This is a genomic window from Nonomuraea sp. NPDC023979 (assembly GCF_040639085.1).
Taxonomy (GTDB): domain Bacteria; phylum Actinomycetota; class Actinomycetes; order Streptosporangiales; family Streptosporangiaceae; genus Nonomuraea; species Nonomuraea ceibae.
Genome location: NZ_JBEZZG010000002.1, coordinates 240,855 through 262,005, shown reverse-complemented (window position 1 = coordinate 262,005; position 21,151 = coordinate 240,855). Strand labels below are relative to the sequence as shown.

Here is a 21,151-nt window from a genome sequence, read left to right as displayed (position 1 = left end):
AGGGAACGCGTTGACGGTCCAGGACGAACGCCCCGCCGGCTTCCAGATCACCCTGCCCTCCCTCGGCACCGGTCCGGTCGTCGGCGCCGGTCTGCTGCTCGTCGCGATCTCGCTGGCCTTCAGGGCGAGCGTGCTGGGCCGGGCGTACTTCGTCGAGGACGACTTCCTGTTCGTCGCCGCGGCCGGTGACAGCGGCCTGACCTGGAACTATCTGACCCGGGTGCACAAGGGGCACTTCATGCCGGGCGCGCTCGCGCTGGTGTGGGTGCTCTCGGCGGTCGCGCCCTACAGCTGGGCGCTGGTCTCGTTCGTGACGATCGCGCTCCAGGCGGCGGCGTCGGTCATGTTCCTGGTGCTGCTGCGGCGGCTGTTCGGCGACCGGCCCTGGGTGCTCGCGCCGCTGGCCGTGTACGTGTTCGCGCCGCTGACCGTGCCCGCGATGAGCTGGTGGTCGGCGGCGCTCAACGCGGTCCCGCTCCAGCTCGCGCTGGCGGGGGCGCTGGCCGCGCACGTCCGGTACGCCAGGACCGGGCAGGGCAGGTGGCACGCGCTGATCTGGACGGCCGCCGGCATGGCCTTCTCCACCAAGGGGGTGTTCATCCCCTTCGTGATCCTCGGGGTGTCCAGCGCCTTCCTCGGCAGGGGGCTGTGGGCCCGCTCGATCCTGGCGGAGCTGCGCCGGCCGGGCTGGTGGGCGCAGGGGGCGCTGCTGGCCGGCTACGCGGTGCTCTACCTGCTGCGCCGCGACAGCGCCGGGTCCGACGCGCTGACCGGGCCGAAGGCCGAGCTGGTGCCGGGGGTGGTGCGCCGGCTGCTGGGCGAGACGTTCCCGACAGGCGCCGTGGGCGGGCCGCTGCGCTGGGGCGGCGTCACCGCCACCGGGGGCCTCGCGGACCCGGAGGCGGTCACGGTGGTGGCCTCGTGGGCGCTGATCGCGCTGCTGGTGGCGCTCACCTGCGTGTACCGGCGGCGGGCCTGGCGGGCGTGGGCGATCCTGGCCGCCTACGTCGTGGTGGCCGACGCGGTCCCCACGGTGATCGCCCGCGCCACGCTGTGGGACATGGTGGGGGCCGAGACGCGCTACGTCGCCGACGCCGCCGTGCTGTTCGCCCTCTGCCTGGCCCTGGCCGCGCTGCCGGTCGCCGGGGAGGAGGACGCCGTGCGGCGGCGGACGCCCGGCGGCCTGCCCGCCGCGGCGGGCGCGCTCACGGCCGCCTTCGTGGTCGCGGCGCTGGTCTCCACCAACGCCTACGCCGACACCCTCACCGGCGACCGCGTCAGGACCTATCTGGACGCCGCCCGGCAGTCGCTGGCCCAGGCCCCGGACCTCGACGTGTACGACCGGCCGGTGCCGCCGCACCTCGTGCTGCCGTGGAACGGCTCCCGGCGGCTCACCTCGAACGTGCTGGGCCCGCTGGCCGACCCGGAGACGCGGCAGCGGATGCGCGACCCGCGCCCGTCGGCCAGGCCGTACGTGTTCGACGACGCCGGGAAGCTGGTGCCGGTGGGCCGGGTGGTGCCGTTCTTCGACGAGGTGGCCGGGGCCGAGTGCTATCCGGCGGGCGCGGTGTTCCCCGTCGAGTCGATGGGCGGGCCCGGCATGGTGGTCGCCCTGGCCTACACCAGCGAGGTGCCGGTGCGGGTGGTGGCCGACCTGGGCGGCACGGAACGGGCGGCGAGCCTGCCCGCCACGCCCGCCGACGGCGGCCTGTTCTACGTCCCGCACGACGGCGCGGGCGCCGGGCTGCGCGTCACCGTGGCGGGCGCCGGGGCTCAGGACTTCTGTCTCAGGGCGGTCGCGTTCGGCGAGCCGGGGCCCGCCCTGTGAGGCACGAACCGGATCAGCGCCCTGGCCGGCTCCTCGACCCAGCGGTAGGTGAGCGCCGACAGCCCGACCGTGATGGCGCCGATCGCGACCAGGTTGACCAGCAGGTTGCCGCTCCACGGCTGCTGCCCGGTGAAGTCGTACCAGAGATAGATCACCACGAACTGCCACAGGAACACGCCGTAGGAGATCTCGCCCAGCCGGCTCATCATCCGCCCGCCGATCACCCGCCGCACCCGCGTGACCCCCTCGGGCTCCAGCGCGGCGGGCGCCACCAGGCAGAAGGCGATGACCGTGTAGAGGAGCTGCTCGGAGAACGCGGTCCAGATGCCGCCCAGGCCGACGAAGCGCGGCCCGGTGAGCGGCGTGGCCGCGATGGCGTACGCCAGGCCGGCGATGACCCACAGCGTGCCCCACGAGGCCGCCAGGGCCGCGCCCAGCCGCCGTGCCGGGCCGTCCTCTGCCCTGGCCCAGACGGTCAGCACCGCCAGGGCCATGCCGGGCACGAAGAACGTCCACGAGCGCGGCAGCCACACGTTCATCCACGGCCGGTACTCGGGGAAGTACTCGAAGATCGTGTACACGTACGAGAGCGCGCCGAAGACGGCCAGGCCGATCAGCAGGCGCTTGGCGCGGGCGGCGACGCCGGGCCCGGCCCGCAGCGCGAAGGCGCGCAGGGCGGCGGCCATGAGCGGCAGCGTGAGGTAGAAGGCCGCCTCGACCGCGAGGCTCCACATCTGGCCGAGCCCCTTGGGCCCGAGGCCGAACCACCACGGGTCGAGGTCGTAGATGTGCACCAGGAACAGCATCTTCGCCCACGTCCACACGTCGCCGCGGTGCGCGCCGCCCCACAGCAGCAGCGCGACGGCGACGACCAGCCAGTAGGCGGGGACGATCCGGAAGAAGCGCCGCCACAGGTAGCGGCCGGCGGCGGGCTCGGGGTCGCCGGTCAGCAGGGCGGCCGCCCACGGCCGGTAGAGCAGCAGGCCGGAGAGCGTGAAGAAGATCGGCACGCCGATCTCGCCGCGCGACAGCAGCCCGCCGAGGAAGCCGGGCTGGAGCGCCGTGCCCGCCTCCATGGAGACGTGGAAGAGCAGGACCGCGAGGGCGGCGACGGCGCGGATGCCGTCGAGCGCGGGCTGGCGGCCGGACATCACGGGTCTGCCCGCCGATGTAGAACCTGTTTCGGTCACGTTTCCGCATCCCTGGTGACGTCGCTCACTGGCGGCAATAACATACCGGCAAGTAGAACTCGTTTTCAGTACGTAATCGCCCAAAACCGGCATCCGTGCACCTGTCCCATGGAGGTTCCATGAACCGGGTCGTTGGAAGCGTTCTGATCGCCATCGGTGCCTTTCTCGTCGTGCTGTCCCCCCTGACGCACTTCCAGGTGGCCTCGGCGCTGATCGCCGCCAAGGCCGACCAGTACGGGATCAGCAACCTCCGGGCCACGGGCGCACAGTACTTCAGCGCCGCCGACGGCAAGGTGCTGACCGCCGACCTCGACATCACCGTCACCACCCGGGGCGACGTCAAGGGAGCCGAGGGCGACACGGTCGTCTGGGACGAGTTCACCTACGTCAACGACGTCACCCACAGCAAGCCGATCGACTACACCGAGCGGCGCAGCGCCTTCGACAAGCGCTCCGGCGTCGGCCTCAACTGCTGCGGCGTCAGCATCGACAAGGAGCCCGTCCAGCTCCAGGGCCAGATCTACAAGTTCCCCTTCGACGTGGAGAAGAAGAGCTACCAGGTCTTCAACTCCACGGCCGGCAAGGCGTTCGAGGCCAAGTTCGTCGCCGAGGAGCAGGTCAACGGCCTGACCGTGTACAAGTTCGAGCAGACGGTCCCGGAGACCAAGACGGAGACCAGGACCGCCCCCGCCGCCTGGTTCGGCATGGGCGAGTCGGGTGACGTCCAGCTCGACCGCGTCTACTCCGGCGTCAACACCTACTGGATCGAGCCGGTCACCGGCGCGCCCGTCAAGCAGGAGCAGCAGCGCAACGAGGTGCTGCGCAGCCAGGACGGCGTCGAGCGGTCCAAGGCGTTCGTCGCCCACGCCAAGATGACGGACGAGACGGTCAAGAAGCTCGTCGACAGCGCCGCCGACAGCAAGAGCCAGATCACGCTGATCAGGACCACGATCCCGCTCGTGCTGGCGATCGTCGGCGTCGTGCTGCTGGCCGTGGGGATCTTCGCGGTGAGCCGCAAGCGCGCATGAGCCAGGACGGGGTGGTGGCGCGGCCCGTCGCCGCGCCCGTCCTCGGGCTGATCAGGGCGGCCCGGCCGCGCCAGTGGCTGAAGAACGTGCTGGTGCTGGCCGCGCCCATGGCCGCCGGAGTGATCGGCGAGCCGCGCAGCCTGCTGGCGGCGATGCTCGTGTTCGCCGCGTTCTGCCTGGCCGCCAGCGGGTCCTACCTGCTCAACGACGCCGCCGACGTGGCCGCCGACCGGCTGCACCCGCGCAAGAGCAAGCGGGCGGTCGCCTCCGGCGTGGTGCCGGTGCCGGTGGCGCGCTGGACCGGCGTGGCGCTCATGGTGCTCGCCCCCGGCGTCGCCGCGCTCACCGGCGACTGGCGTCCGGCCGCCGTCGTGGCCGGCTACCTGGCCCTGACCCTCGCGTACACGCTGTGGCTCAAGCACGTCGAGGTCGTGGACCTGATCGCGGTCGCCGGCTGCCACGTGGTCCGCGCCTACGCCGGGGCCGTCGCCGTGGACGTGCCGGTGACCGGCTGGTTCCTCGTCGTGGTGTCGCTGGCCGCGCTGCAGCTCGTCGCGGGCAAGCGGGAGACCGAGCTGCGCGCCCAGGGCGTGAGCGGCACCCGCGCCACGCTGGCCGCCTACACGCCCGCCTACCTGTCCCAGGTCCGCGTCATGTGCTCGGGCGCGATGATCGTGACCTACTGCCTGTGGGCGCTCAACGCGCACGCGAACCTGTTCTACGGGCTCAGCATCGTGCCCTTCGTGCTGCTCGTCCTGCGGCACAATCTCCTGGTGGACCGGGGGATCGGAGAAGAGCCCGAGGAGCTTGCCGTGCGCGACCCGCAGATCAGGATCTTCGCCGCGCTGCTGATCGCGCTGGCAGGGCTGGGGATCTACACATGACGACGTTCCTGACCGGGTGGGGCCGCACGTCACCCTCCCCGGCGACCGTGGTCAGGCCGCGCGACGCCGCCGAGGTGGCCGCGCTGGTCGGCGCCGCCCCCGGCCGCGGCCTCCTGGCCCGCGGCCTCGGCAGGGCGTACGGCGACGCCGCCCAGAACTCCGGCGGCCTGGTCCTCGACTGCACCGGGCTGGGCGGCTGGAGCTTCGACGAGGCGACCGGGCTGGTGACCGCCTCGGCCGGGGTGAGCCTGCACGAGCTGATGACGGCCCTGGTGCCGCGCGGCTGGTTCGTGCCCGTCAGCCCCGGCACCCGTCACGTCACCGTCGGCGGCGCCGTCGCGGCCGACGTGCACGGCAAGAACCACCACCGCGACTCCTCCTTCGGCGCCCACCTGCGCTCGCTCACGCTGGTCACGGCCGACGGCGCGGTGCGCACGCTCACCCCGGACGAGCCGCTGTTCCACGCCACCGTGGGCGGCATGGGGCTGACCGGCGTGGTGTGCGAGGCGACGTTCGGCTGCGTGCCCGTGGCGAGCTCCCTCATGCGGGTGGACGTGCGGCGCACCGGCGACCTGGACGAGACGCTGGCCGCCATGGCCGACGACGACGACCGCCACCGCTACACGGTCGCCTGGATCGACCTGCTGGCGCGCGGGCGCCGGATGGGGCGCGGCGTGCTGACCAGCGGCGACCACGCCGAGCGTGGCGCCCGCGACTTCGCACCCCGCACCCTGCTGCGCGCCCCGCGCCGGGCCCCCGGCGGGCTGCTCAACGGCGTGAGCGTGCGGGCCTTCAACGAGGCGTGGTACCACAGGGCGCCCCGGCGGGCGAGCGTCGTGCAGGGGATCGCGCCGTTCTTCCACCCGCTCGACGCCGTCGAGGGCTGGAACCGCGTCTACGGCCCACGGGGCTTCGTCCAATACCAGTTCGTGGTGCCGTTCGGAGCCGAGAAGACGCTGCGGGAGATCGTCGGACGGCTGTCGTCGACCGGGACCGTGTCGTTCCTGACCGTGCTCAAGCGGTTCGGAGCCGGGTCCAGCGGGCTGCTGTCGTTCCCGATGCCGGGCTGGACGCTGGCCCTCGACATCCCGGCCGGGCAGCGCGGGCTGGGCCGGCTGCTGCGCGGCTTCGACGAGCGGGTCGCCGAGGCGGGCGGGCGCGTCTACCTGGCCAAGGACTCGCGGCTGCGAGCTGACATGATGGCCCGCATGTATCCCGGGCTGGACCGGTGGCGGCGGATCAGGGACGAGGCCGACCCCGCCGGGCTGTTCCGCTCCGACCTGGCCAGGAGGCTCGGCCTGTGAAGAACGCTCTGGGCGCGGTCGACACCGTGCTGCTGCTCGGCGGACGCAGCGAGATCGGGCTGGAGATCGTCCGGCTGCTGGTGGGGCTGGGCGCGAGCCGGATCGTGCTGGCGATGCGCGAGCCCGGCGGCCCGCCGCCCGCCGTGACGCCGAACGTCGAGCGGCCCGCCGGGGCGGCGCCGCCCGAGGTGCACGTGCTGCCGTTCGACGCGCTCGACGCGGCCTCCCACGGCGAGGTCTTCGACAAGGCCGTGGAGCTGGTCGGCGACCTCGACGTGGTGATCTCCGCGTTCGGCGTGCTGGGCAGCCAGGACGCCTACGACGCCGACCCGGCGGCGGCCATGACCGACGTGGCCGTCAACTACGGCGCGCACGTGTCGGCGGGCCTGCACGCGGCCCGGGTGCTGCGCCGCCAGGGCCACGGCACGCTCGTGGTGCTGTCGTCGGTGGCGGGCGCGCGGGTGCGCCGGGCCAACTTCGTGTACGGGTCGGCCAAGGCCGGGCTCGACGGGTTCGCGCAGGGGCTCGGCGACGCGCTGCACGGCACCGGGGCCCGGGTGCTGATCGTGCGGCCGGGGTTCGTGATCGGGCGGATGACCGAGGGGCTGACGCCGGCGCCGCTGTCGTCGACGCCCCGGCAGGTGGCGCTGGCCACGGTGCGGGCGCTGCGTGAGGGCCGGGCGAGCGTGTGGGTGCCTCCGGCGCTCGGGCCGGCGTTCGGCCTGATGCGGCTGCTGCCCCGCGCGCTCTGGCGCCGGATGCCGCGTTAGAACCCGTTCCACAGAACCCCGTGTAGTCGAACCGCGGAGTAGAACACGTTGCAGTTGGCGGGGTCGCGGCTTATCGTCGAGCCATGCGGACCCGGGTCACGGACATGTTCGGAATCGACCTCCCGATCTTCGCTTTCAGCCACTGCCGGGACGTGGTGGCGGCCGTCAGCCGCGCCGGAGGGATGGGCGTGCTCGGCGCGCTCTACTTCACCCCGGAAGAGCTCGAACAGGAGCTCAAGTGGATCGACGACCACGTGGACGGCAAGCCGTACGGCGTCGACGTGGTCATGCCCGCCTCCTACGAGGGCGCCGACTTCGCGCCCGAGGAGCTCGTCGGCCGCCTCCAGGGGATGATCCCGCAGGGGCACCGGGAGTTCGTCGACGGCCTGCTGGCCGCCCACGGCGTGCCGCCGCTCGGCGAGGACGCCGACGCCGGCCGGGTGCTGCTCGGCTGGACAGACGCCACCGCCCGCCCGCAGGTCGAGGTCGCGCTGCGGCACCCGATCGCGCTGCTGGCCAACGCGCTCGGCCCGCCGCCCGCCGACATCGTCGAGCTGGCCCACGCGCACGGCGTCAAGGTCGCCGCGCTGGCCTCCACGCCCCGCCACGCGCTCAAGCAGGTCGAGGTCGGCGTGGACGTGGTCGTCGCGCAGGGCACCGAGGCCGGCGGCCACACCGGCGAGATCTCCACCATGGTCCTCATCCCGCAGGTGGTCGACGCGGTCGACGTGCCCGTGCTGGCGGCGGGCGGGATCGGCAACGGCCGCCAGATGGCCGCCGGGCTGGCGCTCGGCGCGGAAGGCGTGTGGACCGGCTCGCTCTGGCTCACGGTCGAGGAGGCCGACACGCCGGAGATGGCCAAGCGGCGCATCCTGGAGGCCACCTCCCGCGACACGGTCCGCTCCCGGAGCTGGACGGGCAAGCCCGCCCGCCTGCTCAGGAACGAGTGGACCGACGCCTGGGAGTCGGCCGGGTCGCCGGGCACGCTGCCGATGCCGCTGCAGTTCATGCTGGTGTCGGACGCGCTGCGGCGCATCGGCCGCTCCGACGCCGCGGAGCTGGCCACGTTCCCGGCGGGCCAGATCATCGGCATCACCAACCAGGTCCGCGCCACCAAGGACGTCGTCTTCTCCCTCGTCGAGGAGTACGCCGACGCCCTGGAGCGGCTGGAGCGCATCACCCGCGACTGAGCGGCGCGTCAGCGGCCCCGGTAGACGGGCGGGCGCTTCTCGCGGAAGGCGAGCGTGCCCTCCTTGGCGTCCTCGGAGCCGATGACCGGCCAGCCGAGCTCGTCGGAGACCTTGAGCGCCTCGGGCTCCGGCAGGCCGAGCGTGTCGCGGTAGGCGCGCAGGATGGCCTGGACGGCCAGCGGGCCGCTGGCCGCGACGTCGGCGGCCAGCTTCAGCGCCTCGGGCAGCGCCTGCCCGTCGGGGACGACGCGGTTGACCAGCCCCATCGACAGGGCCTCGGCGGCGGTGACGGCCCGCCCGGTCAGCAGGAGGTCCATGGCGTGACAGTACGGGATCTGCCGGGGCAGCCGGATCGCGCTGCCGCCCATCGGGAACAGCGCGCGCCTGGCCTCGAACAGGCCGAGCGTGGCCGACTCGGCGACGACGCGCAGGTCGGTGCCGACCAGCAGCTCGGTGCCCCCGGCCACGGCGTGGCCCTCGACGGCGCTGATGATCGGCTTGGTGGGCAGGTCGGCGCGCAGCAGGCCCTTCCAGTGGTAGTCGGCGATCTTCGCGCCGCGCGCCTGGACCTCGGGGTCCTGCGGCGGCCGGCCCATGGCCTTGAGGTCGGCGCCCGCGCAGAACGTGCCCTGCGCGCCGGTCAGGACGGCGACGCGGACGGACGGCTCGGCCGACACGTACGCCCATGCGCTCGCCAGGCCGATCAGCATGTCCGACGACAGCGCGTTGCGGGCCTCGGGGCGGTCCATGGTGACGACGACCACGTGGCCGTCCCGTTCGACGCGGCAGTGGGGGGTGCTGATCGGCAGCGATTCCACGGACACCTCCTGAAATCAAGCGCTTGCTCCCACATTAGCGGCGGGTTACGCTCCCGGAAAGAAACGAGAACAGGTTCTCGTTTGTCTGCGCCCGGGTGAGGAGTTCCGATGGGCACGCTCGGTTTCTGGAGACTGGCGCAGGCGGACCCCGGCTGGGTCGCCGCCGTGGACCCCGACGGCACGGAACATCGCGCCGGTGACCTGCTGGCCAGGGCGAACCGGCTGGTGCACGGCCTGCGCGAGCTCGGGCTGCGACCCGGCGACGGCTTCTGCGGGCTGGTGCCCAACGGGGCCGACGGCCTGGTGCTCTACCTGGCCGCGTTACAGGCGGGCTGGTACTACACGCCGATCAACTGGCACCTGACCGGCCCGGAGATCGCCTACATCCTGGCCGACAGCGAGGCCCGCGCGTTCTTCGCGCACCCGCGCTACGCGGCCGAGGCCGCCCGCGCCGCCGAGGCCGTCGACCCCGGCAGGTGCTTCGGCGTCCCGGAGCTCCCCGGCTTCCGCCCGCTGAGCGACCTGACCGACGGCAGGCCGGACACCCTGCCCGGCGACCGGACGGCCGGCGCCACCATGCACTACACCTCCGGCACCACCGGCCGGCCCAAGGGCGTGCGCCGCCCGCTCAGCGGCCTCGACCCCGACGACGCGGCCGAGCTGATGACGTTCCTGCCCGGCCTGTTCGGCATCACGCCCGGCCGCCCCAACGCCCACCTGGTCACCTCGCCCGGCTATCACACGGCCGTCACCCAGTTCGGCGGCACCGCCCTGCACATGGGCCACACCCTCGTGTACATGGACCGGTGGGACGCCGAGGAGATGCTGAGGCTCTGCGAGCGCCACCGGGTGACGAACTCGCACATGGTCCCCACGCACTTCAAACGCCTGCTGTCGCTGCCCGCGGAGACCCGGGGCCGCTACGACCTGTCGTCGCTGAGGTGGATGATCCACGCCGCCGCGCCCTGCCCGGTGCCGGTCAAGCGGGCGATGCTGGACTGGTGGGGCGACTGCGTCTACGAGTACTACGCGGCCACCGAGGGCGGCGGCACCCTGGCCACCCCCGCCGACTGGAAGGCGCACCCCGGCACCGTCGGGCGGGCCTGGCCGATCAGCGAGCTGCTCGTCGTCGACGACGCGGGCGACCCGGTGCCCACCGGCACCCCGGGGACCATCTACATGAAGATGATGGGCGCCTCCTTCGAGTACAAGGGCGACCCGGCCAAGACCGAGGCGAACCGGCTCAAGGACTACTTCACCGTCGGCGACATCGGCTACCTGGACGAGGACGGCTTCCTGTTCCTGTGCGACCGCAAGGCCGACATGATCATTTCGGGCGGGACCAACATCTACCCCGCCGAGATCGAGAACGAGATCATCGTCCACCCCAAGGTCGCCGACGTGGCCGTCTTCGGCATCCCGGACGAGGAGTGGGGCGAGCAGATCAAGGCCGTCGTCGAGCCCGCCCCCGGCGCCGAACCCGGGCCCGAGCTGGCCCGGGAGATCCTGGCCTCGCTGGAGGGCCGGCTGTCGCGGATGAAGTGGCCCAGGACCGTCGACTTCATCGCCGAGATGCCCCGCGAGCCCAACGGCAAGCTGCTCAAACGCAAGCTCCGGGCGCCCTACTGGGAGGGACACGAGCGTGCCATCTGACGAGCCGCTGACGGCCGAGCACGTGCTGGAGTTCCCCGGCGGCTACACGCGCACCACCGGGCCGGTGATCGGCCGGTTCCTGACCGAGCTGCGCGCCGGGCGGCTCGTCGGCGTGCGCACCGCCGAGGGCCGGGTGCTGGTGCCGCCGCTGGAGTACGACCCCGCGACCGGCGAACCGGTCACCGGCGAGTACGTCGAGGTCGGGCCCGCCGGGACCGTCACGGCCTGCGCCTGGGTGCCCGAGCCGCTGGACGGCCACCCGCTGGACCGGCCGTTCGCCTGGGCGCTGATCAAGCTGGACGGGGCCGACACGGCGCTCGTGCACGCCGTGGACGCGGGCAACCCCAAGGCCGTCGCCGCCGGGACCCGGGTGTGGCCGGTGTGGCGCGGCGAACGCACCGGTCACATCACCGACCTCTCCTGCTTCGCGCCGGAGGTGACGAAGATCGTCTCACCGGTGCGGAGCGCGTACACGCTCAGGGCGGGCGGGGCGCTCGGCGTCTTCCTGGAGGGCATCGGGCGCGGCGTGTTCGTCGGCGGGCGATGCGGCGGCTGCGGCAAGGTGTACGTCCCGTACCGGCTGTCGTGCCCGGAGTGCGGCCTGCGGATCGCCGAGCGGACCGAGCTGCCCGGCACCGGCACCGTCACCACCTTCGCGATCAACAACCTGCCCGACCCGCGCGCCCCCGAGGTGCCGTTCGTGTCCGCGTACATCCTGCTCGACGGCGCGGACGTGCCGATGATCGCGCTCGTCGGCGGGGTGCCCGCGCACGAGGTGCGCCACGGCATGCGGGTGCGCGCCGTATGGGTCCCCGAGGACGAGCGGACGCCGTCGATGGCCAGCGTGCGGTGGTTCGCCCCCACCGGCGAGCCGGATGTGGAGCTGTCATGAGAAGGGTGGCGATCGTCGCCTTCGCCCAGAGCGAGCACACCGACCACGACACCGGGCTGGCCGAGCCGGAGCTGATCCTGCCCGTGATCGACGCGGTCAAGGCGGCCACCGGGCTCAGCCGGTTCGGCTTCACCTGCTCCGGGAGCTGCGACTACCTGGCGGGCGCGCCGTTCTCGTTCGTCTCGGCCCTCGACGCGCTCGGCGCCTGGCCGCCCATCTCCGAGAGCCACGTCGAGATGGACGGCGCCTGGGCGCTGTACGAGGCATGGGTGCGGCTCCAGCACGGGGACGTGGACAGCGCGCTGGTGTACGGCTTCGGCAAGTCCACGCCCGGCGATCCGCGCACGCTCATGACCCTGCAGCTCGACCCGTACTACCTGGCGCCGCTCGGGCTCGACCAGGTGTCCTACGCGGCGCTGCAGGCGTCGGCGGCGGGCGTGCCGCGCGCGGAGCTGGACGCGATCGTCCGGCGCAGCCGGGCCGACGGGCGGCGCAACCCGTACGCGCTCGACCTGCCCGACGAACTGGCCGCCGACCCCGTCGCGGGGCCGGTGCTGGCCTGCGACGTGGCTCCCGTGACCGACGGCGCGGCCGCGGTCGTGCTCGCCGCCGGCGACCTGGCCGCCGAGCTGTGCGAGCGGCCCGCGTACGTGACCGGCATCGCGCACCGCATCGAGCCGCACTACCTCGGCCTGCGCGACCTGTCCAGGTCCGCGTCCGCCGCCGACGCCGCGCGGGCCGCCGGGGTCGGCAAGGGGCCCGTCGAGGTGGCCGAGCTGCACGCGCAGTTCGCGCACGAGGAGCCCATCCTGCGCCGCGCCCTGGAACTGCCGGACGACACGGTGATCAACCCGTCGGGCGGCCCGCTCGCCGCCAACCCCGTCATGGCCACCGGCCTGATCCGCATCGGCGAGGCCGCCCGCCGCGTCCACGACGGCACCGCCCGGCGCGTCGTCGGCCACGCCGCCGGCGGGCCCTGCCTGCAGCACAACCTCGTCACCGTCCTGGAGGCATGATGGCGCAGCGCTGCGCGGTGATCGGCGTCGGGCAGACGCACTACACGACCAAGCGCCGGGACGTGTCCATGGCCGGGCTGGTGCGCGAGGCCGCGCTGCGCGCGCTGGAGGACGCCGGGCTGACGTTCAAGGACATCGACGCGGTCGTCATCGGCAAGGCCCCCGACCTGTTCGAGGGCGTCATGATGCCCGAGGCGTACCTGGCCGACGCGCTCGGCGCCGCCGGCAAGCCGATGATGCGCGTGCACACCGCCGGCAGCGTCGGCGGCTCCACCGCCCTCGTCGGCGCCGGGCTCGTCCAGGGCGGCGTGCACGAGCGGGTGCTCGTCGTCGCCTACGAGAAGCAGTCCGAGTCCAACGCCACCTGGGCGCTGTCCACGCACCTGCCGTTCAGCTCCTCCCTCGTCGTCGGCGCGGGCGGCTACTTCGCCCCGCACATCCGCGAGTACATGCGCCGCACCGGAGCCCCCGGCCACATCGGCACGCTCGTGGCCGTCAAGGACCGGCTCAACGCGCTGCGCAACCCGTACGCGCACCTGAAGATCCCCGGCATCGACCGGGCGATGGTCGAGTCCACCCCCATGCTGTGGGAGCCGATCCGCTACCTGGAGACCTGCCCGTCCAGCGACGGCGCCTGCGCGCTCGTGCTGTCGTCCGAACGCGCCGCCACCGGCACCCCCGCCTGGGTGCACGGCGGCGCCATGCGCTCCGAGCCGATCTTCCGTGCCGGGCGCGACACCGTCAGCCCGCAGGCGGGCAAGGACTGCGCCGCCGACGTCTACCGGCAGGCCGGCGTCACCGACCCCCGGCGGCAGATCGACGTCGCCGAGGTGTACGTGCCCTTCTCCTGGTACGAGCCGATGTGGCTGGAGAACCTGGGATTCGCCGCCGAGGGCGAGGGCTGGAAGCTGACCGAGTCGGGCGCCACCGCGCTCGACGGCGACACCCCGTGGAACCCCTCGGGCGGCGTCCTGTCCAGCAACCCGATCGGCGCGTCCGGGCTGATCCGGTTCGCCGAGGCGGCGCTCCAGGTGCGCGGCGCGGCGGGGGAGCACCAGGTGGACGGCGCCCGGCTGGCGCTCGGCCACGCCTACGGCGGAGGAGCCCAGTTCTTCGCGATGTGGATCGTCGGACGGGAGAAGCCCTGATGGAGTTCAACCACGCTGACCTGTACGAAGGGCTCGCGGACGCGATCGGGGACCGGGTCGCCGTGGTCTGCGGCGCCGAACGCCGCACCTACGCCGAACTCGACGCCGAGGCCAACCGGCTCGCCCACCACCTGAAGGACCTCGGCGTCCGGCCCGGCGAGCACGTCGGCATCCACCTGTGCAACGGCGTCGAGTACGTCGCCGGGCTGCTGGCCGCCCTCAAGATCCGGGCGGTGCCCGTCAACGTCAACTACCGCTACGTCGAGGCCGAGCTGCTCTACCTCTACCGCGACTCCGACATCCGGGCGCTGCTCTACGACGTGGAGTTCGACGCCCGGGTGGCCGCCGTCGCCGGCGACGCGCCCCGGCTGGAGCACCTGATCGCCGTCGGCGGGTCGTCGGCCGTCCCGCACGCGGTCCCGTACGAGGAGGCGTTACGCGCCGGGCGGCCCGAGCGCGGGTTCGGGCCGCGCTCCGGGCAGGACGTGTACATCATCTACACCGGCGGCACCACCGGCCTGCCCAAGGGCGCCATGTGGCACGTCGAGGACCTGTTCATGGCCTTCGGCGGCGGCAACCCGTACGGCGAGCCGCGGGCCACGCCCCGCGAGGTGGTGGAGGAGGCCACCAGGACCGCCCCGATGATCATGATGGCGGCGCCGCCCCTCATGCACGGCGCCGCCCAGATGGCCACGTTCATCACCTGGTGGATGGGCTCCACCATGGTGTACGTGCGCAAGTTCCACGCCGCCGAGGTGTGGCGGACCGTCGAACGCGAGCGCGTCTTCACCCTCAACATCACCGGCGACGCCATGGCCAGGCCGCTCGCCGAAGCCCTGGAGGCCGGCTCGTACGACGTGTCCTCGCTGTGCGTCGTCAGCTCCACCGGCGCCATCCTCAGCGGGGCGGTGCGCGACCGGCTCCAGGAACTGCTGCCCAACGTGATCATCCTCGACAACTTCGGCTCCACCGAGTCCGGCTACACCGCCTCCGGCATCGCCGGCTCCTCGCCCGAGACCGGGCTGCGCTACCGGCCGAACGCCACCGCCGGGCTGGCGGTGCTCGACGACAAGCTGCGCCCCGTCACGCCCGGCTCCGGCGAGCTCGGCACCGTGGCCAAGGCCGGGCGGATCGCGTTCGGCTACTACAACGACCCCGGCAAGACCGCCCGCACCTTCGTCACCGACTCCGCGGGCACCCGCTGGCTGCTGACCGGCGACCTGGCCAGCGTCGAGCCGGACGGCACCGTCAACGTGTTCGGCCGCGGGTCGCAGTGCGTCAACACCGGGGGCGAGAAGGTCTTCCCCGAGGAGGTGGAGGCCGTGCTCAAGGGGCATCCCGCCGTCTTCGACGCCGTCGTCACCGGCGTGCCCGACGAGCGGTGGGGCAGCAGGGTCGCCGCCGTGATCGAGCCCCGGCCCGGCCTGCACGTCACCGAGGCCGAGCTCGACGCCCACTGCCGGCGGCTGCTGGCCGGCTACAAGGTGCCGCGCGCGTGGGCGTTCGTCGCCGAGATGATCCGCTCCCCGGCCGGCAAGGCCGACTACCGGTGGGCCAAGCAGGTGCTCACCGGAGGGTGATCACTGGGTATCGGTAGCGCGCAGCACCGTCTCGCGCACCCCGGCGGCCATGGCACGCAGCGGTGCCACGCGGTCCGCCTGCTCCGGGGGCACCCGCTCCTGCTCCGCCAGCGACCAGCCCGCCGCGTCCAGCGCCGCCCCCGGCCGGTCGAGCGCCACCAGCCCCGCCGCCAGATACGCGTACGTCAGCGCCGACGTCGCCGGGTCGTCAGGCTCGTCGCACAGGTCGGCCGCCCGCTCCAGCAGCGCCACCGCCTCCGCCGTCCGGCCCGCCTCCAGCAGCGCGATCCCGTACAGCGCCGCCGCCCGGCCGCCGCCCGGCACGTCCGCCGCCCGCGCCAGCACCGTCAGATCCGGCCGGCCCAGCTCGTGCAGCAGCCCGCCCAGCCGCCCCAGCGCCGCGCCCAGCTCCGCCCCGTAACGGGCCGGATCGCACGCGGCCAGGCACTCCAGCACCCGCACCGCCAGCTCCGCCCCGTCCGCCGCCGTCTCCGGATCGCCGACGACCTCCGTTACCGCCGCGTACGTCTCCAGGCAGCGCCCCAGCAGCTCGTACGCCTCCGCGCCCGCCCGCACCGGGACGTCACGCTCCAGCGCGGCGGCGTGGTCCGTCAACGGCGGCAGCAGCTCGGCCATCGCCTCCGCCAGCCGCGCCCGCTCCCCGGGGCCGCCGCGCGAGGCGGCCTCGAACGCCACCCCGAGATAACCGGCCAGCTCGCCCAGCACCTCCAGGCCGCCCGCCGGACCCTCCAGCGCCCGCCCGTAGAACGCCGCCGCCTCGGCCGGCTCGCCCTGGTCCACGTACCGCCCGCCCAGCCGCAGCAACGCGAGCCGGTGCGTCGCCGCGACCTCGGGAGCCACCGGGACCTGCTCGTCGAACAGCCCCGACAGCAGGGTCGTCCCGCGCACCAGCTCCACCGCCGCCCGCTCACCGTCGCCGAGCAGGCTCCGGCACAGGCCGCTGAGCTGCAGGCACGTACCGGCCAGCACCTCACGGCCCACCGGCGGCAGCACCGCCAGCGCCGCACCGGCCGCCTCCAGCGCCCCCTCCAGATCGCCCCTGGCCAGCCGGATCCCGCCGCGCAACCGCAACGCCCCGGCCAGCGCCGCCACCCCCACCCCGGCGGGCACCCCCCACTGCCTCGACTCCCGCGACGGCTGCTCCACCTGGGCGCGCAGCAGCTCGACCAGCCGGTCCGCGGCAGCCTCCGCCTCCGCGTCGCGGCGCGTCCTGGACAGCGCCGTGGCCGCCAGCACCAGGCGCTCCACCAGCTCCAGCCGCACCTCCGGCCCGCACGCCGCCACCGCCGCCGTCAGGTGCGGCACCGCCTCCTCGTCCCGGCCCAGCGCCACCAGCGACCGGCCCAGCGCCGCCGCCACGTCCCCGGCCAGTCCCGTACGCGCCTCCGCAGGGACGTACCGGTCGAGCAGCTCGGCGGCCTGCTCCGCCAGCACCACGCCGTCCGCCGGGCGGCCCGTCGCCGCCCACGTCCAGGCGAGCCTGGCCTGCACCGCGACATGCTCGCGCACGTCGCCGTCGCCGCGCCGGTGGTCGGCCAGCTCCCGTTCGGCCTTGGTCACGTCCTCCTCGGGGCGCACGCTCGGCACCAGGTTGATCAGCGCCGGCGGAGGCGGCGCCGCCTCCGCCTCCCGGCCCCGCTCCACGGCGGCGAGCACGTCCACCCGCCGCTCGCCCCGCTCCCGGTACAGCTCCGCGGCCCGCTCCAGGTACGCCGTGCCGTCGACGTTGCGGCCCAGCTCCAGCAGGCACATGCCGAGCAGCCGCGCCCCCCTCGCCGACAGGCCGCCGCCGGTCGCCGCCTCGCGCAACGGCTCCAGCGCCTCCTCCGCGCGCCCGTCACCCAGCAGGCACTCGCCCAGGTCGAGCAGCCGCCGTACGAGCTCGGGCCGATGCCCGTCCGGCTCCGTCACCACCAGCGCCCGCAGGCACGCCACGGCCTCGGCCGCGCTCGCGGCCGCCTCGCCGTAGCGGCCCCGGTCCGCGTACAGCCCGGCCAGCTCCCCGGCCGCCGACGCCAGCTCCGCACCCAGGCCCGGCTCCCGCGCGGCCGCCCCGCGCAGCCTCGCCACCGCCTCGGCCGCCGGGACCAGCGCCCCGTCCGCCTTCCCCAGCCGCCCGGCCACCCGCCGCAACGCCCGCCACACACCCTCGTCCGCCGCCTCCGGCAGGGCCCGCGTGGCGGCGACCGCCAGCGCCGTCCCGAGCTCCCTCAGCCTGCCCTCGTCCAGCGCCATCCCGGGCCCCAGCGGCGCCGGCCCGTCCGTCATGCACCCGGCCCGGCCCGCGCCGGTGCGGGCGAGCAGCACGTCTCCGACGGCCCCGGCCAGCTCCACGTCCCCGCCCGCCGCCGCGAACGCCGCCACCGCCTCCCCGAGCCGTCCCGCCCCGAGCAGCGCACACGCCAGGTTGTACTGCGCTCCGGCGGCCTGCCCGGCATACCCGGCCTCCACCTCGGCCAGCCGCCGAAACCGCCCCGCCTCCTCCCGCGCCACATCCACCGGGGTAGGGGCGCCCACCGCTTCCCGCGCTGCGGGCTCCGGGGGCGGCGCGTCCGTTGCCTCGGGCGCTCGCTCGTGCGGCGGCCTCTCCCGGGGTGCGGCCGGTGGGTGCCCGGTGGCCGTCTCTCGTGCTCGTCCGGGTGGTGCGGGCTCGCGTGACGGCGTCTCCCCGGGTGGGGTGGTCAGGAGGAGGCAGGCGGCGTGGTTGAAGAGGGCCTGGGCGACCGGGTGGCTGTCCGGGGGTGTGGTGGCGAAGGTCTCGACGGCCTCCGCCGCGGCGGCGGTCGCCTCCGGGAGCCTGCCCAGGGCCGCCAGCCGGACGGACAGGTCCGACAGGGCGGCGGCCAGCTCGGCAGGGTCGCCGCCGGCGCGCAGCGACTCGGCGCGCAGCTCCGCCAGCGTGGCCTCCAGCGCCCGGAGCCCGAGCTGCCCGGGCGGGCCCGGCGGCACCGCCATCGCCGCCCGGGCCAGCGCGGGCTCGTCGCGTAACGCCCGCACGGCCGCGTCCAGCAGGTCGCCGAGCTGCTCCCCGGGACCGGTGGCCGCCTCGACCGCCATCCGGTCGAGGCGGCCGGTCAGCAGGGCCAGCAGCGCCTCCCGGACCCGCGCGTCGCCGCACGCCGCCCGCAGCACCGCGAGCATCCGCGCCAGGTGCCCGGCCGTGCGCGTCGGGTGGTCGTGCAGGGCGAGCACCAGGTCGGTGAGCTCGTCGACGCCGCCGAGCAGCCGTTCGGCCACGACCGCCGAGGCGGGCCCGTCGTCGTCGAACCCCGCCGCGCCCGGCACCACGGACAGCAGCGCCCGCCGCTCGCCGGGGGCCGGTGCGGTCAGCGTGACGACCGCCGCCGCCTGACGCCAGGCCGGGTCGCCGTGCCTGGCCTGCTCGTGTTCGAGGAGCCGCTCGACGGGGTCGCCGCCGGGCTCGGGGGCCAGTCCCCGTACGCGCATCAGCGCGGCGACGTGCACCTGGAGCGGCCGGTCCGGCTCGTCCTCGCGCGCCTGCGGGTGCCGGTGGGCGGGCCGCTCGTCGCCCACGACGAAGAACCGGCCCGGGGCGGGCTGGTCCTGCCGGGGCGCGGGCGGGGAGCTCACCTGGGCGGAGTGCAGGGTGAAGGCGTGGGTGGCGGCGGTGGCATGGGCGGTGCGTTCGACCGGGCTGAGCGGCCGGGCGTCGAGGTGGATGGCGGTGCGGGTGAGGTGCTTGAGCAGCCCGCCGGCCGCCGCGTCGAAGCGCTGCCACCAGTCGGGCCCGGCGTGGGCCCGTGCCACGAGGAGGACGCGTACGCGAGGGTTGTGCGGGTGGGCGGCCAGCCGCCGGATCAGCTCGCCGGGCAGGGCGGCCGACGGCTCCGGGAGGTCGACGACCAGGAGCGTCGGGCCCAGGGCGTCCAGCGGGACGGCCGGGCCGGACAGGGGCGGGAGGCGGAGGAATCCGGTGTCCCAGCCGATGGAGCCGAGCTCGTCGCAGAGCTCGGCGGCCAGGCGGGTCTTGCCGGTGCCGCCCGCGCCGGTCAGGACCGCGATCGAGAGGCGGTCGGGGCTCGCGGCCCAGCTGCGCAGCGTGGCCAGCTCGTGGGTACGGCCGAGGAACGGGACGACGGCGTGGCGCGGGGCGAGCAGCGCCCAGTCGGGGGAGCCGGGCGGCAGCTCGTCGAGGGCGGACAGCAGCAGGTCGGGCAGGAGGAGGCCGGGCTCGCCGGTCAGCTCCTCGACCTGCTCGGGCCGTACGCCTGCCAGCTCGCGGAACCCGGCGTCGGCGAGCAGCGCGGCGACGGGCACGATGTCCAGCCGGCGGTGGGCGTGCCCGGAGCGGCCGGCGCGCACGACGCCGAGCACCTGCCGGCCGTGAGCGCCGACGAGCGCGGCTCCCGAGAGCCCGAGCCAGTCCGGCAGCGCCACGTCCGCGCCGCCGGGCGCCTCGGCGGGGGGCACGGCGGAGGGCACGGCGGGGGGCACGGTCCAGCCGGTCACGGTGGCGGTGGGCGGGCCCCAGCCGGGGATGCCGTCGAGGTGGCCGGTTGCCGTGATCATGGGGCGGTGGCCGTTCGGGTGGGTGGGGTGGTCGCCGTTGGGGTGGGCGCGCGGGTGGTCGTCGCGGCTGTGGGCGAGGGCGTAGCCGTACGCGACGCAGGGCAGGCCGGCCTGCCGGGTGGCGGCCCAGCGGACGTGGTCGATGCCTGGCACGTTCCGCCAGGGCGCGTCGGGGACGCGGAGGAGGGCGGCGTCGGTGCTGCCGCGCCCGCGCCATACCTGCTCGGCCTCGGCCCACCAGGGCCAGCGCGAGGAGCGCACCTGGCAGGGGGACTCGGGGTCGCGCGCCGAGGTCAGCACGAGGTCGGGGCCGATCACGTACCCGGATCCGGTCGCGCCGACGAGGTCGTCGTGACCGGAGTAGACCTCGACGACCCGCTGGAGCCCGAGGCTGTGCGGTGGCCTGTGCATGGGGCCCGCCTCTTCGCTACATGCCGTCCGAAGTGTCGTCCATGACGAGGGTGTCACCCTTTCCGGCCGCTGCGAAGGCGGTGGCGGGGTGACATGGGGTTCGCCGATGGCGGGTGCCGCGCAGAAACGCCTGAGCCCCCGCCACCCGCTCACTATGGCACTAGAGACACGAAATTTCCGGCTTGTCGCTCTTCTTCGCCGCCTGGCGATCATTCGGGAAGAGGCATGTCACCCGGCGGCTACATCCGCTACGCCTTCTCGCCGGTGAGCCAGGCCGCCAGCCCCAGGTAGACCAGCCCGCTGCCCACGTCGAGCCGCCGCCGCGCCCGGGCCGAGCCGCGCACGTAACCCGCCAGGGCCGACGACAGCAGCGCGTACGTGCCGTCACTGGCCATGCCGAGCACCATCCAGATCAGCCCCAGCACCAGCATCTGCGGCGCGACCGGCCCGGCGGACGGGTCGGTGAACTGCGGCAGGAACGCCAGGAAGAAGATGGCCGTCTTCGGGTTGAGCACGTTGACCACGAACCCCTCCCAGAACATCCGCCGCCTGGACTGCTCCGGCACCGCCACGGCCTCCTCGCCGCCGCCCCGGCGCACCAGCTTGCGCAGCCCGAGCCAGACCAGGTAGGCGACGCCCGCGTACTTGACGACGGTGAAGGCCGTCGCCGAGGCCGCCAGCAGGGCGCTGACCCCGAGCGTGGCGGCGACGACGTGCACCACGGACCCGGCGTGCACGCCCAGGACGGAGACGAGCCCCGCGGACCTGCCCTGGGCGACGCTGCGCGTGACGATGAAGAGCACCGCGGGCCCGGGGACCAGCAGCAGCGCGAGCGTGGCCGCGCAGAAGAGGGCGAGTGTCGTCAGATCCGGCATGCGGCCATCGTAG

General features: G+C 74.5%; 15 protein-coding genes. 11 read left to right on the top strand and 4 right to left on the bottom strand.

Annotated features, from left to right (window positions below; all coding sequences use genetic code 11):
* Positions 1-10 precede the first annotated feature (10 nt).
* Positions 11-1,828 carry a hypothetical protein gene (locus tag AB0G11_RS04565; protein ID WP_357583969.1) on the top strand — a complete coding sequence of 606 codons (1,818 nt, stop codon included), beginning with the start codon at positions 11-13 and terminating at the stop codon, positions 1,826-1,828.
* Here AB0G11_RS04565 and AB0G11_RS04560 read toward each other — a convergent pair.
* The gene (locus tag AB0G11_RS04560; protein WP_357583967.1) at positions 1,774-3,018 is read right to left on the bottom strand and encodes an acyltransferase; all 1,245 of its coding nucleotides are present in this window, start codon (positions 3,016-3,018) and stop codon (positions 1,774-1,776) included. The two genes, AB0G11_RS04565 and AB0G11_RS04560, sit on opposite strands and share 55 nt — an antisense overlap.
* Positions 3,019-3,137: 119 nt before the next feature.
* Between AB0G11_RS04560 and AB0G11_RS04555 the strand changes: the two genes are divergently transcribed.
* The 5 genes from AB0G11_RS04555 to AB0G11_RS04535 all read left to right on the top strand — a co-directional run bounded on the left by AB0G11_RS04555 (position 3,138) and on the right by AB0G11_RS04535 (position 8,194).
* Positions 3,138-4,046, top strand: a complete 909-nt coding sequence (locus AB0G11_RS04555) for a DUF3068 domain-containing protein (protein WP_219511290.1) — start codon at positions 3,138-3,140, stop codon at positions 4,044-4,046.
* Complete coding sequence (locus tag AB0G11_RS04550) at positions 4,043-4,930, top strand: decaprenyl-phosphate phosphoribosyltransferase (RefSeq protein WP_219511288.1); 888 nt, start codon at positions 4,043-4,045, stop codon at positions 4,928-4,930. Before AB0G11_RS04555 ends, AB0G11_RS04550 begins: the two co-directional genes overlap by 4 nt.
* Positions 4,927-6,234, top strand: coding sequence for an FAD-binding oxidoreductase (locus AB0G11_RS04545; protein ID WP_357583965.1), 1,308 nt, complete (start codon positions 4,927-4,929; stop codon positions 6,232-6,234). The genes AB0G11_RS04550 and AB0G11_RS04545 overlap by 4 nt, the downstream gene beginning before the upstream one ends.
* The gene (locus AB0G11_RS04540; protein WP_357583963.1) at positions 6,231-7,004 is read left to right on the top strand and encodes an SDR family NAD(P)-dependent oxidoreductase; all 774 of its coding nucleotides are present in this window, start codon (positions 6,231-6,233) and stop codon (positions 7,002-7,004) included. Before AB0G11_RS04545 ends, AB0G11_RS04540 begins: the two co-directional genes overlap by 4 nt.
* Positions 7,005-7,087: 83 nt before the next feature.
* Positions 7,088-8,194 carry a nitronate monooxygenase family protein gene (locus tag AB0G11_RS04535; protein WP_357583961.1) on the top strand — a complete coding sequence of 369 codons (1,107 nt, stop codon included), beginning with the start codon at positions 7,088-7,090 and terminating at the stop codon, positions 8,192-8,194.
* Between the two features lie 8 nt (positions 8,195-8,202).
* Here AB0G11_RS04535 and AB0G11_RS04530 read toward each other — a convergent pair whose 3' ends face one another.
* Positions 8,203-9,012, bottom strand: a complete 810-nt coding sequence (locus AB0G11_RS04530; protein WP_357583959.1) for a crotonase/enoyl-CoA hydratase family protein — start codon at positions 9,010-9,012, stop codon at positions 8,203-8,205.
* A gap of 108 nt (positions 9,013-9,120) precedes the next feature.
* On the opposite strand from AB0G11_RS04530, the gene AB0G11_RS04525 reads away from it, so the two are divergent.
* Genes AB0G11_RS04525 through AB0G11_RS04505 form a run of 5 tightly spaced genes read left to right on the top strand, consistent with a single transcriptional unit; the run spans position 9,121 to position 15,301 of the window.
* A complete protein-coding gene (locus AB0G11_RS04525) occupies positions 9,121-10,665 on the top strand; it encodes an acyl-CoA synthetase (protein ID WP_357583957.1) in 1,545 nt (514 codons plus the stop codon).
* Positions 10,655-11,557 (top strand): OB-fold domain-containing protein, encoded by a 903-nt coding sequence (locus AB0G11_RS04520; protein ID WP_357583955.1) that lies wholly within the window; start codon positions 10,655-10,657, stop codon positions 11,555-11,557. Before AB0G11_RS04525 ends, AB0G11_RS04520 begins: the two co-directional genes overlap by 11 nt.
* Entirely contained in the window at positions 11,554-12,573 is a 1,020-nt protein-coding gene (locus AB0G11_RS04515; protein ID WP_219511277.1) for a lipid-transfer protein, read from the top strand. Before AB0G11_RS04520 ends, AB0G11_RS04515 begins: the two co-directional genes overlap by 4 nt.
* Positions 12,573-13,721 (top strand): thiolase domain-containing protein, encoded by a 1,149-nt coding sequence (locus tag AB0G11_RS04510; RefSeq protein ID WP_219511304.1) that lies wholly within the window; start codon positions 12,573-12,575, stop codon positions 13,719-13,721. The genes AB0G11_RS04515 and AB0G11_RS04510 overlap by 1 nt, the downstream gene beginning before the upstream one ends.
* The gene (locus tag AB0G11_RS04505) at positions 13,721-15,301 is read left to right on the top strand and encodes an acyl-CoA synthetase (protein ID WP_357583954.1); all 1,581 of its coding nucleotides are present in this window, start codon (positions 13,721-13,723) and stop codon (positions 15,299-15,301) included. The genes AB0G11_RS04510 and AB0G11_RS04505 overlap by 1 nt, the downstream gene beginning before the upstream one ends.
* On the opposite strand, the gene AB0G11_RS04500 is transcribed toward AB0G11_RS04505, so the two are convergent.
* Together AB0G11_RS04500 and AB0G11_RS04495 are read right to left on the bottom strand one after the other, a co-directional pair.
* Positions 15,302-20,263 (bottom strand): hypothetical protein, encoded by a 4,962-nt coding sequence (locus AB0G11_RS04500; protein WP_357583952.1) that lies wholly within the window; start codon positions 20,261-20,263, stop codon positions 15,302-15,304.
* 248 nt (positions 20,264-20,511) lie between these two features.
* On the bottom strand, positions 20,512-21,138 hold the full coding sequence (locus AB0G11_RS04495) for a LysE family translocator (RefSeq protein ID WP_219511272.1): 627 nt from the start codon (positions 21,136-21,138) through the stop codon (positions 20,512-20,514).
* Between the last annotated feature and the right edge of the window lie 13 nt (positions 21,139-21,151).